Genomic DNA, 15069 nt, shown 5'->3' on the forward strand with positions numbered 1-15069 from the left:
AAGACAACTAATGTAACAATAACTAGCTAAATTAAAACGTATAATGTTCTAATTTATTGCCTTGACAGTTTACAGTAAATGCTGTTCTGCCTGAATAGCTTGGGCAAACTTCTCAAAAAGCCGAATTGTTTTTTCGTTTATTTCGGAATACGACAGTTTTTCTTTAGTTTGATAAAAAAACATACAGCAGTATTTGGCATTCATATTTTCTTGAAGCAATGGTTTATTTAACCGATAACATTCGCGCAAAACACGCTTGAAATAGTTGCGGTCGACTGCCTTTTTAAAATATTTTTTAGAAACCGAAACGCCCATTTTTAAAGGTACATTATCTTCAAAATCATGGGCAACATACACAAGGCGCAATGGGTATTTACTCACCGATTTTCCTTCGGTAAAAAGGATGTCAATAATTTTTTTGCTTTTTAGTTTTTCAGCTTTAGGATAGGAAGCATCCATTATTATTGGACATTGTAGATGTTATACACAAATTTGACTTCGTTATAATTGATGTAAAACTGCATCCGGTTGTTCTCTTTTTTCTTGGTAATAATCAGAATGGTACATTTTGAAAATTTATTGTCCATACATTCAAAAGGAACAATGTTTACTTCATCATTATCGGTGATTTCGCCGTAAGCTTTGATTTTAAACGACTGTACTTCGCTTGAATTTACAGTTATTAAATCTTTCTTAGCATCTACAGTAATTAACACATTGGCATCGACAAAGTCTGACCATTCGTTCCAATTTTCGTTGTCTTTTTTATCGGTAAAACTTACGCTACTTGTTTTAAAACGAATAGGTTGCGCAGAAGCAAGGCTTCCGAAAGTTAAAAAAAGGCAAACAATAAGCAGTGGAATCGGTTTCATCGTATGAAGTTTTTATCGTCGGTAAATCTACAAATTCTATTCGAAAAAAAAGCGAACCTTAAAAGTTCGCTTTATAATTATTTTACTTCAAAAATATTATTGCTTCTTTTCACATCTGCCATAAAACCACTTGGGTCAATAGTAATCTTTTTGATGCTGGATTTTGATTTTGGGATTTCGAAAAAATACGTGGGATAAGCCCAAGCCCAGTCTTGTAAAACCGTTCTTTTAATTTCAGGATTCGGATTCTCTTTTTCAAAATTCATCATGCGCAACGGAATGTAGAAACTTTCTTTAGTTCCGTCGGTATACTCAACCAAAATATCCATTGGCATCGGCATTCTACCAATTCTTTCTAAAGTAACGCCAGTTCTTGGAACTTCATCTGTAGCACTTTCAACATTTTTAATGCTGTAATCAATAGTGTTTAGTGTTTGAGTCCAATCTGTTAAATACCAATCTAAATTCGCTCCGGAAACACGTTCTGCCGTTCTTTTAATATCATTTGGCGTTGGATGTTTGAACTTAAATTCGTTGTAAAATCGTGTTAATGTTTTGGCCGTGTTTTCTTTTCCGATGAGGTACTGCAGTTGCGAAAGGAAAAGTGCGCCTTTTACATACGAAGCTATGCTATAGCTTCGGTTTTCATCATAACGGTCACCATGAGTAGATAAGGGTTGCTCTTTGCCGGTTTCGACTAATTTAACATACGTTCTGTAAGAACCTTCAAAGGGATTTTCAACTTTCTTAGTTGAAAGTTCATTCGAAACCATGTCTTCAATATAGCTGGCAAATCCCTCGTCCATCCATGGATGCTTAGATTCGTTAGAAGCTAAAATGTGTTGAAACCAAGAATGCGCCAATTCGTGAATAGCGGTGCCAATCATCCCGTTTAATGTTCCTTCGCCAAGCATTAAGGTACACATGGCATATTCCATACCGCCATCGCCACCTTGAATAAAGGAATATTGTTTATACGGATAAGGGCCTACGGTTTTGTTGTAATAATCCATAACCGCTACCATAATCGGTTGCATTTTTTTCCAATTATCAATTATTTTCGGATTGTTTTTATAAACGAAATGCAAGTCCACATTGTCCGGACCTTTTACTATATCGTGAAGGTAGTTTTTGTCTGCGGCCCAAGTAAAATCGTGTACATTGTTGGCCACAAAATGCCACGTTTGCGTTTTTGATTTGGAGTCTTTTTTGACTATTGTTCCTTGATCTTCATAACCAAAACCAATCTCATTGTTGTTTTTCAAATCACCGCTTCCGGCAACAAGATAATTTTTATCGATAGTGATTTTCACATCAAAATCTCCCCAAACGCCATGAAATTCCCGACCAATATAAGGGTCAGCGTGCCAGCCTTCAAAATCGAATTCAGCTATTTTGGGATACCATTGCGCCATCGAAAGTTCTACACCTTCGGAATTATTGCGGCCGGAACGTCGAATTTGTACCGGAACCTGACCCTCAAAATCTAAAGTAAACGTTGTTGATGTTCCAGGGAGAATGGGTTTGTCCAAATCGACTTCAAGTATAGTACCAACTACTTTATTTTTGGCAGGAGCATTATCTTGTCTGAAGTTGGCGATTTTCAGATAGCCGATTTCGTTAGGTTTAAGATTGGCAATTCTGATTTCCTTGATTTCTTTTCCGTCGGAATCTTTAGTTTTTTTAATGAAGCGCGCATCTGGGTCTACAATGGTTTGTGCACGCATGTCCATTTCGCTTCCGGGTTGAAAAGCATTGTTATACAAATGATAATACACGCGTCGTAACGTATCGTTAGAATTATTGGTATAAACCAATTTCTGAGTGCCTTTATACTGATAGTTTTTGACATTCATGGAAACCGTCATTTCATAGTCTGCCTTTTGTTGCCAATAACTTGTAGACTGAGCAAAAACTGAAGAGCAGCACAGTACAATACAACCAAGTAGAATCTTGTTCTTCATAAAAATAAAATAAAAAAGGAAGGTTTTACGCTTCCTTTAGGGGTTATAATTTTGGATTACTCTTTATAGTATTTGACATTTCTTCGGCCATTTTCAGTGCACTATAGGCATTGACAATTTTCCCGGAAATACTGGCTTCGGCGAATGGAATCTTGATTTGTTTTTCATCAACGATTACCTCAAGATTTAGTGGCGTTCCCGATTGCATTAAAATTTGTTTCACTTGAGCCGCTTTCAAATTCGGATAATATTCACGGATTAAAGTGGCTACACCTGCTGCATTTGGAGCTGCCATCGATGTTCCTTGAAGGTATTTGTATTTACTTCCCGGAATTGTTGCATAAATCTTTACACCCGGAGCATAAACATCGACATTTCTTTTTCCGTAGTTTGAAAATTTGGCGACTACTTTTTCTCCATATTCATAATTTAAAGCCCCAACAGTCAATACATTATCAGCAATTTCAGAGCCACTTACTTCATCGGTTGGGAAGTTGGGTTCCGTATCAATGTTTTTGGAGTCGTTTCCGGCTGCATGAATAAACAATACATCTTTACTAGCTGCATATTTTATGGCATCATAAACCCATTCGGCATGAGGCGAAAAATCTTTTCCAAAACTTCCATTGATGACTTTGGCACCATTATCAACAGCATAGCGAATTGCCAATGCAATATCTTTATCGTACTCATCTCCATTTGGAACGGCGCGCACCGCCATAATTTGAACATTGTTGGTAACACCGTCTCCACCAAGGCCATTATTTCTTGCTTGAGCAATGATACCGGCAACATGCGTTCCGTGTGAGGAATCTTTACGGTCTTTAGAATACACTACATTATTGCCATATTTTTTGTCATTGATGTCGTCCGGATTATCGCCTACCAATTTTCGGGGATTGAACTCTTTATTCAAATTGTAATCCAATTGATCATAAACATATTCTTTATAGGATTTTAAATCATCATGGAACGACTCTCCTTTTTGATTGGCATAAGACAACATGATTCTTTTACTGTCATACAATTCGAATTTAACCGAAGGCATGTCTTTTAACTCTCCAATGGTATAATTCTCCTTTTTTAGAAAATCACGAACCGTTTTGTCGGCTTTAAGCAAGACATCTATGTTCTCTTTTAAATCCATGACTTCATCATATCGGGCTTTATAATCTGCAGAAGCTTTTTTGTATACTTCAGAACCGTCATCAGGCTTTCTCAAAAGACGCGTCATTTCTAGGGTTTCATTATTGGAATCGCCTAAAAAATTCCATCCATGTATGTCGTCGATATAGCCGTTTTTGTCATCGTCTTTTCCGTTATTCGGAATTTCTTTTTTATTGGTCCAGATAACAGACTTTAAATCTTCATGATTGATATCTACACCCGTATCGATAACGCCAACAATTACTTTGGTTCCTTTTTTGTTTTTCAATAATTCGGCGTAAGCTTTATCTACACTCATGCCCGGAATAGAATCTTTTTCTAAATCCAAATGACTCCAGCGTTTCAGTTCGGAATCTGTTAAAGGCGTTTTTTTAGTATAGTTTTGACTTGACGTTTGTGCAGAGATGGCCAATGAAAACATGGACACCAGCAATAATTGTAATATTCTCATTTGTACTGAATTGATTTTTGAATGAGTGTAAAAATAAAATGTTTTAGTACAGCAATAGTAAGGATTAACACTACGTTAAGATATCCTCACAGTGAAAGACTTCTTTAAGACGAATTCCTTTTTCAGTACTTTCTACCGTTATGATTTCGTTGTGCGCATCGTGTTCGAGCCACAAATAATAATTATTTTCAACAGCTGCATGTAAAAACTTAGCTTTCTCAGGCATGGTTAAAAGCGGTCTGGTGTCATAACCCATCACATAAGGTAATGGCAAATGTCCAGCAGTCGGAATCAAATCGGCACAAAAAGCGATAGTTTTATCTTTGTATTGAATGTGTGGAATCATCATTTTTTCGGTATGTCCATCCACATAGAAAACCCCAAAATTCAATTCCTCCGAAAACCCAAAATCACCTTCGGGTCTTTTGATAAAGTTCAATTGTCCGCTTTCTTGCATGGGCAAGATATTTTCAGATAGGAACGATGCTTTTTCACGTGCGTTTGGTTTGGTTGCCCATTCCCAATGATTGTCGTTCGTCCAGAATTTCGCATTTTTAAAAGCAACTTCATAACCGGTTTTGTCGGCATTCCAATGTACACTTCCGCCACAATGATCAAAATGCAGATGCGTCATAAAAACATCGGTCACGTCGTCACGGTGAAACCCATATTTGGCCAGCGATTTATCTAAGGAATAGCTTCCCCAAAGCGAATAATAGCCAAAAAATTTCTCCGATTGTTTATTTCCCATGCCAGTATCAATCAAAATCAATCGGTTTCCGTCTTGAATCAGCATGCATCTTGCTGCAATGTCAATAAGATTATTTTCGTTTGCTGGATTGGTTTTGTTCCAAATAGTTTTAGGTACAACACCAAACATAGCGCCACCATCAAGCTTAAAGTTTCCGCATTCAATTGGGTAAATTTTCATTTTGTAATGTTTTTTACAAATTTATAGAATTAAAAATCAATTTTCTTTATTCGTTCATACGTTATAAATATGTTACAGATGCTTGAAAAAAAGGATATTTGTACTAACTTTGCGGTTAATTTAGACAAAATCAAAATAACAATGATAAAAGTATCCGATGATGCCAGTAAAAAAATCGTTGCGATGATGCAGGAAGACGGTTTTGATGCAGCCAAAGATTATGTCCGAGTGGGCGTAAAAAGTGGTGGTTGTTCAGGCTTGTCTTATGAGTTAAAATTCGATAAAGCACTGGGTGAAAACGATAAGGTTTTCGAAGATAATAATGTAAAAATAGCCGTTGAGAAAAAATCATTCTTGTATTTGGCAGGTACTGTATTAGAATTCTCAGGCGGACTAAACGGAAAAGGATTTGTTTTCAACAATCCAAATGCATCTAGAACCTGCGGATGTGGAGAATCATTCTCGCTATAGTCGAATGTCGAAAGTCATAAAGTCGAAAGACTAAATATGACTTTCAAACTTTGGACTTTCAAACTTTAAGACTAAAAAAATGTCAAAATATACGGAAGAAGACTTAAAAGTCGAACTCGAAAATAAAGAATACGAATACGGATTCTACACCGATTTGGACTCGGAAACTTTTCCTATCGGATTGAATGAAGAAATTGTTCGTGCTATTTCGCTTAAAAAAGAAGAGCCTCAGTGGATGACCGATTGGCGTATTGAATCGTTTAGGTTGTGGCAAGAGATGATTGAGCCAGAATGGGCCAATGTGCATTACGAAAAACCAGACTTTCAAGCGATTTCCTATTATTCTGCTCCCAAGAAAGTTGATCCTAATAAAACTTTAGACGATGTTGATCCCGAACTTTTGGCGATGTACAAAAAACTGGGAATCTCTTTAGACGAACAGAAAAAAATGAACAATGTCGCTATGGATATTGTCGTCGATTCAGTTTCTGTCGCAACTACCTTCAAGAAAACACTTAACGAAAAAGGAATTATTTTTTGTTCTATTTCTGAAGCCATCAAAGAGCATCCCGAATTGGTCAAAAAGTATATCGGCACTGTAGTTCCACAAAAAGATAATTTCTATGCCGCATTGAATTCGGCCGTTTTTTCCGACGGATCGTTTTGTTATATCCCAAAAGGGGTTCATTGCCCAATGGAATTGTCAACCTATTTCCGAATCAATCAGGCCGGAACCGGACAATTTGAAAGAACGCTTTTAATTGCCGATGAAGGAAGCTATGTTTCGTATTTAGAAGGCTGTACCGCTCCAAGTCGAGATGAAAATCAATTGCACGCTGCAGTAGTCGAGCTAATTGCACTTGATGGTGCCGAAATCAAATATTCTACGGTACAAAATTGGTATCCTGGGAATAAAGAAGGTAAGGGAGGTGTTTTCAACTTTGTAACCAAAAGAGGCCTATGCGAGAAAGGTGCTAAAATCTCCTGGACTCAAGTCGAAACCGGTTCCGCAATTACTTGGAAATATCCTTCTGTTATTTTGAAAGGGGATCATTCGATAGGAGAATTTTACTCCATTGCCGTAACCAATAATTTTCAACAGGCTGATACGGGAACCAAGATGATTCATTTGGGCAAAAACACCAAATCGACCATCATTTCCAAAGGTATTTCTGCAGGGAAATCACAAAATAGTTACAGAGGTTTGGTTCAAATTGGAGCCAGAGCAGAAAATGCGCGTAACTTTTCACAATGCGATTCCTTATTGATGGGCAACAGCTGTGGAGCACACACTTTTCCGTATATCGAAAGCAAAAATTCAACCGCCATAATCGAACACGAAGCCACAACTTCCAAAATTGGCGAAGATCAGGTTTTTTATTGCAATCAACGTGGCATTCCGACCGAGAAGGCTATTGCGCTAATCGTAAACGGTTTCAGTAAAGAGGTGTTGAATAAATTGCCAATGGAATTTGCGGTAGAAGCTCAAAAGTTACTTGAAATTTCTTTGGAAGGGAGCGTTGGGTAATACGAAAATGATTCAACTTGACTTAACAATAATAAGTATAAAACAAAAATATAGAAAATTAGAATTGAAAATAAGGCGAAACAACATCATCAAATTTTCAAATTTTCAAATCATCAAATTATGTTATCAATAAAAAATTTACACGCAAGTGTCGAAGATAAAGGCATCTTAAAAGGCATCAATCTCGAAGTAAAAGCTGGAGAAGTTCACGCCATCATGGGTCCTAATGGAGCCGGAAAAAGTACATTAGCATCAATCATTGCGGGAAACGAAAACTACGAAGTTTCTGAAGGGGAAATCCTTTTGAACGGAGAAGATATTTCCGAATTGGCTCCGGAAGAACGAGCACACAAAGGTGTTTTTCTTTCGTTTCAGTATCCGGTAGAAATTCCGGGAGTTTCGGTAACGAACTTTATGAAGACAGCCATCAATGAAAGCAGAAAAGCCAATGGCAAAGAAGAAATGCCAGCAAACGAAATGCTGAAATTAATCCGTGAGAAATCGGAATTGTTAGAGATTGACCGTAAATTTTTGTCGCGTTCGCTAAATGAAGGGTTTTCAGGTGGTGAAAAAAAACGTAACGAAATCTTTCAAATGGCCATGTTAGAACCTAAAATTGCTATCCTTGACGAAACCGATTCAGGTTTGGATATTGATGCGTTGCGAATCGTTGCCAATGGCGTCAACAAGTTGAAAAACAAAGACAATGCAGTAGTTGTAATTACGCACTACCAAAGACTTTTGGATTATATCGTTCCCGATTTTGTACACGTTTTGATGGATGGAAAAATCGTAAAGTCAGGCGGCAAAGAACTGGCTTACGAACTGGAAGAAAAAGGATACGATTGGATTAAAGCTGAAAATTTAGTCTAAAGTCAAAAGTTGGAAAGTCTAAAAGTATGAGTAAGTTTAATTCTTTTGAGGAAATTATTTCTTGGCAAAAAGCCAGAGAATTTAACCAGAGAATTTATAAAGTAACCGAATCCAATACTTTTAAAAAAGATTTTGAACTCGTCAAACAAATAAGGGGAGCATCAATATCAATAACATCCAACATAGCTGAAGGATTCGAGAGAAATACCGATAAAGAGTTTATTTATTTTTTGTTTATAGCCAAAGCCTCTGCCGGGGAAGTGCGCTCTCAGATTTATTTAGCATTCGATTTAGATTATATAACAGAACAAGAATTTAAACAACTTTTAGAATCAATTACAGAAATCTCTAAACTGATAAGTGGTTTTATTAAATATTTAGGTCCAAAAGAATGAAGTCTTTAGACTTTAGACTTTAGACTTTAAGACTAAAATTATGGATTTAAAAGATAAATTAATATCGTCTTTTATGGCGTTTGAAGAAAGCATTGATGTGCATAATGAGTTGCACGATGTTCGTACTTCCGCTATTAAGAATTTTGAAAACAAAGGTTTCCCTACTAAAAAAGAGGAAGCTTGGAAATACACTTCGCTAAATTCGATTCTGAAAAATGATTATTCGGTGTTTCCCAAACACGAAAACGCCATTGAATTTAAGGATGTCAAGAAATTTTTCTTGCATGAAATCGATACGCATAAAGTCATTTTTGTAGACGGAAAATTCGCCTCGTTTTTATCTGCAACTACACATGATGGTTTAGATGTTTGCTTGATGTCATCCGCTTTGAATAAGCCCAAATACAAAATGGTCATCGATGAGTATTTCAACAAAATTGCCAGTAAAGACGAAACGTTGACAACATTAAATACAGCTTTCGCCAATGAAGGCGCGTACATCAATATCCCGAAAAGCAAAGTCGTTGAAAAACCCATTGAAATCATCTACTTTTCAACTGGAGTAGAAAATGCACTAATGCTACAGCCAAGAAATTTGGTTATCGTCGGTGAAAATGCGCACGTTCAAATTATTGAAAGACATCAATCGTTAAACGAAAATCCGGTGCTGACCAATTCGGTTACCGAAATTTTTGCCCAAAAAAGAGCGATTGTTGACTATTATAAAATCCAAAATGATTTACAGTCGGCCAACTTAATCGACAACACATATATCGCTCAAAAGCAGGAAAGCCGAGTATCGGTCCACACATTTTCATTTGGAGGAAACATCACCAGAAACAATTTGAATTTCTATCATTTCGGTGAAAGAATTGACTCGACCTTGAAAGGAATCACGATCATTGGCGACAAGCAGCACGTAGATCATTACACTTTGGTTCATCATGCGACGCCCAACTGCGAAAGCCATCAGAACTATAAAACCATTTTAGGTGACAGTTCAACTGGTGTTTTCAACGGAAAGATTTTTGTAGAAAAAGAAGCCCAGAAAACAGACGCATTCCAGCAAAACAACAATATCTTACTTGGAGACAAAGCCACAATCAACGCCAAACCGCAATTGGAAATTTTTGCTGATGACGTAAAGTGTTCGCACGGCTGTACGATTGGTCAATTAGACGAAAGCGCTATGTTTTATATGCAACAACGAGGTATTCCAAGGAAAGAAGCGAAAGCTTTATTGATGTATGCTTTTTCCAACGATGTTATCGAGAGCATTCATATCCCAGAACTGAAAAAACGAATCACTAAAATTATCGCCACGAAATTGGGCGTCAGTTTAGGATTTGATTTATAATCCATCTGCATTTTGAGGAAACTGCTCCTTTTTTTTTGCTTTTTTGCGGACTTACGAAAAGTCAGGCACAGTTCTTTAAAAACAACTTTTATTACGAAGTCGAGATTGGCGGAATCACTTCCTTTTTGGTGCAGGATGCCGATGGCAAAATACTTTAGGCGGAATGAGTTTCAGTGGCGGAATTGGAATCCATAACCGTGAATGAAGCGTGATGTTCGGCCTGCATTCGGGAATAGAAGGTAACTTCAGGCATGATGCCGGAATACTGCCACTGTATATAAACCGCAGGATTACTTTGGATGTAGGCGATGACAGTAAACTGATTTTGGCTTTTGCATACGGGAAAAACTTTCAGATCGGGGCTGAAAATTTCAAAGGCTCACTAAACAAATACACCATAGGTTTTACAACCATTACGGATGGCGATATTATGCAGACTTTCTTTATCGAAGTCACTAACCACGGTTTTTACTATCCCGACGGCGTCAAGGCGATTACATTGAATCTTGGCTACACGTTTAAGTTCCTGTAAAACATAAAAAAAGGCCCAAATTTCTTTGAACCTTTATATGGATTTTATCTATTAATGAAGCTCATGGCTCGTTAAGTACCTTGTCTTTGTAACATTATCCACGCTGCTCGTAACACTTTCCCTTACCAAACCAATGTCTTTGGCAAACCAATATTCTCCAACAATGTTAGTGGTTTGTGAATTTACCTTTTCTACAGCATCGAGTTTCATCTTGATGACATTTGTATAAGTTTCGGTACCCAATGTTACCGTTGCATCACGCTCTAGGATTGTTCCGGTGTATTTAAGCGATGCAGGCAGTTTTTGCGGAGTGCCTTCGGCGTAAACCGTTACGTCAAGCTTCGTTGAACCTTTCCATGTGTCTCCGACTGCTAAGTCATCTTTAAACAGCTTTATTTCGTATTCGCCAATTCCCAGCGTAGCGCCATTTGACAAAGGAACCAATGCTCCGTCAATTTTCTGATAATAAGACGCCCCTTTTTTTGCCATCCAGAAGTTTACATCAACTTCACTGCTGTTGTCAAGGATGCGGTAGTAAAGCGTATTGTCAAAAACCCTTGTGGTGATGGCATATACAAAGCTTTCCTCTCCTTCCGGATTTACATAACGCCAGTCATTTTGTTCTGCTAATGGATAGTAATTTCCTGTGGTTATTCCGTCTGAATCCTTTTGGTTATCATCACTTGTGCAGGAAGATAACGAAAATGCGGAAATGAATAGTAGTGTCAAAAACCTAAGATTGTTTTTCATATTTTGGGAGTTTTATTGGTGTAAAGATATATTTTAGTTTTTAAGGATTTGAATTCTTTGTTAAACTTCGAATCACATCCCTCAAAAACCCATTAAAATCAAAGTCTTCGCTCAATCCCATGCGAACAACTACCAAATCATGGCTTGGAAAAACAGCGACCATTTGCCCTTGGTAGCCACTGGCGTAATACATGTCTTTGGGAACATCAGGGAATTTCCCGCCGGCATTGAGCCAAAACTGTGCGCCATATTGTCCGTTAGAGGTATTGGTTGGAGTGGCTACATAGGTTGCCCAATGGGCATCAAAAAGTTGTTCGCCATTCCAAGTGCCTTTGTGCAGGTACAATAAACCAAATTTAGCCCAATCCCGTGTCGTAGCCCAGCCATAGGATGAACCTACAAAATTCCCAGCCATATCCGTTTCTATCAAAGCCGATGACATTCCAATTTTATCCAGAAAATTGGTATACCAAAAATCCAAATACTCTTGATGGGTTTTGAACTGTTTTCGCAAAATGCCGCTCAATAAATTGGTCGTTCCCGAGGAGTAATTCCAAGAAGCATTCGGCTTTCCAACCAACGGTTTGTTGATTTGCGATTTCGTCATATCTTCTTCGGTAAAAAGCATTTTGGTCGCATCACAAATTTTATCGTATCGCTCTTCCCATTCCAAACCGGAATTCATATGTAGTAAGTCATTGATGGTAATTTTTTTACGCTCATCTTTCGCCCATTCTGGTATTGGTGCGGGTTTCATAACATCGATTTTACCTTGCTTTTGAAGGATTCCAAAACAAGTGGCCGTAATACTTTTGGTCATCGACCAGCCTAATATTTTAGAATTTTCATCGAAACCATCGGTATATTTTTCGGCAATGATTTTGTTTTTGTAAATCACGATAACCGAACGTGAGCGTTTATTTTTTTCGCCTTTTTTATCAAAAGCATTTTCAACTACGGCATTTAATTTAGCATAATCAATATTGGAAAACACACTATCAATCTTAACATTTCCTAATGGAAAAGGCTGCGTTTTATGTTTGGCACGCACCGGAACGTCATACGGTTTACTTACATCAAAGGCATCATTAATCAAAGTAGCTCCCAAACCGTCGCGGTAAATCGCTTTGCGTTCTTTTAATCCGTAAACCGTTGAGGTTACCAATCGTTCTTTGCCATGAATGGTATTCGTGGCCCAATCTATTTTATCAATATCATTGTCGCCTTGCTGAATAGTTTCCAAACTTCTGCCATCAATAAAATGTCCGGAAGCCACACTTTTAGCCGAAAAGCCCGAAATTAAATCGAGTTGCGGATAAATAGAAATTCGCAAATACAACAGTACGACAAGCAGGACAACAGCGAAGATTTTCAGGAATTTTTTCATATTGATTGATTTTGAGGTAATTTACTTTTCTGCCACCAATACACGAATGGTATTTGACAGTAATCAAGTAAATATAAATAAATTTTCAATGTAAAAAGGATCCAAACATTCTTGCATTTGTGGCTGCTTCTACAAATCATAAATATTCGTGAATTCGTCGCTTTTTCCACTGCAATTTTTCTACTTTTGTATTTAGATTTTTTCTAAATAAACTCATGCTAGACATACAAAAAATCAGAGCTGATTTCCCCATACTTTCGCAACAAATAAACGGAAAACCACTCGTTTACTTCGATAACGGCGCTACCTCGCAAAAACCTCAGATAGTCATCGACGCCATTGTTGATTACTACTCAAGATACAACGCCAATATTCACCGCGGCGTGCATACGCTGAGCCAATTGGCAACTGATGCTTACGAACAAGCCAGAACGAAAATTCAGAATCATTTTAACGCCAAACATAACTACGAAATCATCTTTACCTCGGGAACAACCGAAAGTATCAATTTGGTAGCTAACGGTTTTGCCTCGATACTAAAAAAAGACGACGAAATAATGGTCTCCGCTTTGGAACATCATAGTGATATTGTGCCATGGCAAATGCTGTGCGAACAGACTGGAGCCAAACTTTTGGTAATTCCTATGAGTTACGAAGGCGAATTGTTGATGGATGACTATGAAAAGTTACTTTCCCATAAAACCAAATTGGTCTGCTGTAATCACGTTTCAAATGCTTTGGGAACCATAAATACCATAGAATTTATCATCCAAAAAGCACATGAGGTTGGTGCAGCCGTTTTGATCGATGGCGCTCAGGCGTGTCCACATCTGAAACCCAATGTTCAGGCTTTGGACTGTGATTTTTATGTCACTTCGGCGCACAAAATGTGTGGTCCAACGGGTGTGGGAATGTTGTATGGAAAAGAAAGTTGGTTGCGAAAACTGCCACCTTATAAAGGCGGAGGTGAAATGATTGCCACCGTAACGTTCGAAAAAACAACCTACGCCGATTTACCGCATAAATTTGAAGCTGGAACGCCAAACATTTGCGGTGGAATTGCTTTTGGAACGGCTATCGATTATATGAATGAAGTTGGTTTTGACAACATTGCCGCTCATGAAAACGAATTGTTGGCTTATGGAACGCAACGGTTACTGGAATTAGAGAACATCGAAATTTACGGACCAAAAGATTTAAGTAAAAAAGCCTCTGTGATATCGTTCAACATCAAAGGAATTCACCCGTATGACGTTGGAACCATCATCGATAAACTAGGAATTGCAGTGCGAACCGGTCATCATTGCGCACAACCTATCATGGATTTTTATAAAATTCCGGGCACACTCAGAGCCAGTTTTGCCTTTTACAACACCAAAGAAGAAATCGATTTGATGATAGCAGCCTTGAAAAAAGCACAAATGATGTTGAGTTAAATCAGGAGCTATTTCCCGCTTTCCGCGCTACACGGTAGCTCGCTGCAATCGGGGCTAAAAAAAGAAATATGAAAATACTAAGTTTGATTGTATTGACCCTTGTAATGAGTAAAAGCTGCTCCAACCAAGCCCAAAAGGACTTGGCGAATTCGGTCCTTCAGTACACAGCGGATAGCAGAGGTTTTCATCTGAAAATCATTATTGCCAACCAAAAAGCGACTATTTCGCAAGGAACCGGAACTGAAAACCCTTCGGAAGTCATCGCCATTACCGATGCCGATTGGAAGGAATTGGCAACCGAGTTTCAAAAGACCACTTTGGAAGAAATTCCAAATCTGAAAGATCCAACACAAAAACGCTTTTATGATGGCGCAGCCATAGCCAATCTCAAGATACGGTATCAAGATAAAAATTACGAAACGGTTGCTTTTGATCACGGATTTCCACCAGCAGCAATCGAAAAAATGGTCAACAAAATCGTTTCCTTAGCCAAACAAAAAGACGAATGAGTATAAAAGAAATACAAGACGAAATCGTAGACGAGTTTTCCATGTTTGACGATTGGATGCAACGCTACGAATACATCATCGATTTGGGAAAAGGGTTACCTTTAATTGATGAACGCCACAAAACCGAAGACAACATTATTACAGGTTGCCAATCAAAAGTTTGGGTTCATGCCGAAATGCAACAAGATAAAGTAGTTTTCACCGCCGATAGTGATGCGATTTTAACCAAAGGAATCATTGCGATTCTTATTCGGGCTTTTTCCAACCAAAAACCGGCAGCTATTTTGGCAGCTGATACCGAATTTATTGACGAAATCGGACTAAAAGAACATCTATCGCCAACACGGGCCAACGGTCTAGTTTCGATGATTAAAAAATTAAAAATGTATGCTTTAGCATTTGAAGCAAAAAATTAAATTACAACAACAAACTTCAGCAGCGATGCT

Annotated in this window: 16 protein-coding genes; 9 read left to right on the forward strand and 7 right to left on the reverse strand. The window is 37.9% G+C overall.

Features of this window, described 5'->3' with window-relative positions:
* Positions 1-69: 69 nt before the first annotated feature.
* The 5 genes from rnpA to ACULEU_RS00185 all read right to left on the reverse strand — a co-directional run bounded on the left by rnpA (position 70) and on the right by ACULEU_RS00185 (position 5385).
* On the reverse strand, positions 70-459 hold the full coding sequence (rnpA, locus tag ACULEU_RS00165) for a ribonuclease P protein component (protein ID WP_445453442.1): 390 nt from the start codon (positions 457-459) through the stop codon (positions 70-72).
* A gap of 2 nt (positions 460-461) precedes the next feature.
* Complete coding sequence (locus ACULEU_RS00170; RefSeq protein WP_445453443.1) at positions 462-872, reverse strand: hypothetical protein; 411 nt, start codon at positions 870-872, stop codon at positions 462-464.
* Between the two features lie 77 nt (positions 873-949).
* On the reverse strand, positions 950-2836 hold the full coding sequence (locus tag ACULEU_RS00175) for a M1 family metallopeptidase (protein WP_445453444.1): 1887 nt from the start codon (positions 2834-2836) through the stop codon (positions 950-952).
* 43 nt (positions 2837-2879) lie between these two features.
* Positions 2880-4454, reverse strand: coding sequence for a S8 family peptidase (locus ACULEU_RS00180; protein ID WP_445453445.1), 1575 nt, complete (start codon positions 4452-4454; stop codon positions 2880-2882).
* A 70-nt stretch (positions 4455-4524) separates the two neighbouring features.
* The gene (locus ACULEU_RS00185) at positions 4525-5385 is read right to left on the reverse strand and encodes an MBL fold metallo-hydrolase (RefSeq protein WP_445453446.1); all 861 of its coding nucleotides are present in this window, start codon (positions 5383-5385) and stop codon (positions 4525-4527) included.
* A 141-nt stretch (positions 5386-5526) separates the two neighbouring features.
* On the opposite strand from ACULEU_RS00185, the gene ACULEU_RS00190 reads away from it, so the two are divergent.
* From ACULEU_RS00190 to ACULEU_RS00215, 6 genes are all read left to right on the forward strand, one after another.
* Complete coding sequence (locus ACULEU_RS00190) at positions 5527-5856, forward strand: HesB/IscA family protein (RefSeq protein WP_445453447.1); 330 nt, start codon at positions 5527-5529, stop codon at positions 5854-5856.
* 79 nt (positions 5857-5935) lie between these two features.
* Positions 5936-7384, forward strand: a complete 1449-nt coding sequence (gene sufB, locus ACULEU_RS00195; protein ID WP_445453448.1) for a Fe-S cluster assembly protein SufB — start codon at positions 5936-5938, stop codon at positions 7382-7384.
* 120 nt (positions 7385-7504) lie between these two features.
* On the forward strand, positions 7505-8257 hold the full coding sequence (gene sufC / locus ACULEU_RS00200) for a Fe-S cluster assembly ATPase SufC (protein ID WP_445453449.1): 753 nt from the start codon (positions 7505-7507) through the stop codon (positions 8255-8257).
* 26 nt (positions 8258-8283) lie between these two features.
* Positions 8284-8652, forward strand: a complete 369-nt coding sequence (locus ACULEU_RS00205) for a four helix bundle protein (protein WP_445453450.1) — start codon at positions 8284-8286, stop codon at positions 8650-8652.
* Positions 8653-8692: 40 nt separating this feature from the next.
* On the forward strand, positions 8693-10009 hold the full coding sequence (gene sufD / locus ACULEU_RS00210) for a Fe-S cluster assembly protein SufD (protein WP_445453451.1): 1317 nt from the start codon (positions 8693-8695) through the stop codon (positions 10007-10009).
* A 211-nt stretch (positions 10010-10220) separates the two neighbouring features.
* Positions 10221-10541, forward strand: coding sequence for a hypothetical protein (locus ACULEU_RS00215; RefSeq protein WP_445453452.1), 321 nt, complete (start codon positions 10221-10223; stop codon positions 10539-10541).
* 51 nt (positions 10542-10592) lie between these two features.
* On the opposite strand, the gene ACULEU_RS00220 is transcribed toward ACULEU_RS00215, so the two are convergent.
* Both ACULEU_RS00220 and ACULEU_RS00225 read right to left on the reverse strand, forming a co-directional pair.
* Positions 10593-11291 (reverse strand): hypothetical protein, encoded by a 699-nt coding sequence (locus ACULEU_RS00220; RefSeq protein WP_445453453.1) that lies wholly within the window; start codon positions 11289-11291, stop codon positions 10593-10595.
* Positions 11292-11331: 40 nt separating this feature from the next.
* Positions 11332-12678, reverse strand: coding sequence for a serine hydrolase domain-containing protein (locus ACULEU_RS00225; protein ID WP_445453454.1), 1347 nt, complete (start codon positions 12676-12678; stop codon positions 11332-11334).
* Positions 12679-12893: 215 nt separating this feature from the next.
* Here ACULEU_RS00225 and ACULEU_RS00230 point away from each other — a divergent pair, with 215 nt between their 5' ends.
* From ACULEU_RS00230 to ACULEU_RS00240, 3 genes are all read left to right on the forward strand, one after another.
* Positions 12894-14114, forward strand: coding sequence for an aminotransferase class V-fold PLP-dependent enzyme (locus ACULEU_RS00230; protein WP_445453455.1), 1221 nt, complete (start codon positions 12894-12896; stop codon positions 14112-14114).
* A gap of 68 nt (positions 14115-14182) precedes the next feature.
* Complete coding sequence (locus ACULEU_RS00235; protein WP_445453456.1) at positions 14183-14623, forward strand: hypothetical protein; 441 nt, start codon at positions 14183-14185, stop codon at positions 14621-14623.
* Positions 14620-15039, forward strand: coding sequence for a SufE family protein (locus ACULEU_RS00240; protein WP_445453457.1), 420 nt, complete (start codon positions 14620-14622; stop codon positions 15037-15039). The genes ACULEU_RS00235 and ACULEU_RS00240 overlap by 4 nt, the downstream gene beginning before the upstream one ends.
* The last annotated feature ends 30 nt before the right edge of the window (positions 15040-15069 follow it).

The sequence above is a fragment of the Flavobacterium sp. 25HG05S-40 genome, assembly GCF_052654735.1.

Bases quoted from the DNA above. Each gene is read 5' to 3' on its own strand.
- ACULEU_RS00230 (WP_445453455.1), top strand. From the start codon at position 12,894: ATGCTAGACATACAAAAAATCAGAGCTGATTTCCCCATACTTTCGCAA.
- sufB (WP_445453448.1), top strand. From the start codon at position 5,936: ATGTCAAAATATACGGAAGAAGACTTAAAAGTCGAACTCGAAAATAAA.
- ACULEU_RS00220 (WP_445453453.1), bottom strand. From the start codon at position 11,291: ATGAAAAACAATCTTAGGTTTTTGACACTACTATTCATTTCCGCATTT.
- ACULEU_RS00215 (WP_445453452.1), top strand. From the start codon at position 10,221: ATGTTCGGCCTGCATTCGGGAATAGAAGGTAACTTCAGGCATGATGCC.
- ACULEU_RS00185 (WP_445453446.1), bottom strand. From the start codon at position 5,385: ATGAAAATTTACCCAATTGAATGCGGAAACTTTAAGCTTGATGGTGGC.
- sufD (WP_445453451.1), top strand. From the start codon at position 8,693: ATGGATTTAAAAGATAAATTAATATCGTCTTTTATGGCGTTTGAAGAA.
- ACULEU_RS00235 (WP_445453456.1), top strand. From the start codon at position 14,183: ATGAAAATACTAAGTTTGATTGTATTGACCCTTGTAATGAGTAAAAGC.
- ACULEU_RS00205 (WP_445453450.1), top strand. From the start codon at position 8,284: ATGAGTAAGTTTAATTCTTTTGAGGAAATTATTTCTTGGCAAAAAGCC.
- ACULEU_RS00170 (WP_445453443.1), bottom strand. From the start codon at position 872: ATGAAACCGATTCCACTGCTTATTGTTTGCCTTTTTTTAACTTTCGGA.
- ACULEU_RS00180 (WP_445453445.1), bottom strand. From the start codon at position 4,454: ATGAGAATATTACAATTATTGCTGGTGTCCATGTTTTCATTGGCCATC.
- ACULEU_RS00225 (WP_445453454.1), bottom strand. From the start codon at position 12,678: ATGAAAAAATTCCTGAAAATCTTCGCTGTTGTCCTGCTTGTCGTACTG.
- ACULEU_RS00240 (WP_445453457.1), top strand. From the start codon at position 14,620: ATGAGTATAAAAGAAATACAAGACGAAATCGTAGACGAGTTTTCCATG.
- ACULEU_RS00190 (WP_445453447.1), top strand. From the start codon at position 5,527: ATGATAAAAGTATCCGATGATGCCAGTAAAAAAATCGTTGCGATGATG.
- ACULEU_RS00175 (WP_445453444.1), bottom strand. From the start codon at position 2,836: ATGAAGAACAAGATTCTACTTGGTTGTATTGTACTGTGCTGCTCTTCA.
- rnpA (WP_445453442.1), bottom strand. From the start codon at position 459: ATGGATGCTTCCTATCCTAAAGCTGAAAAACTAAAAAGCAAAAAAATT.
- sufC (WP_445453449.1), top strand. From the start codon at position 7,505: ATGTTATCAATAAAAAATTTACACGCAAGTGTCGAAGATAAAGGCATC.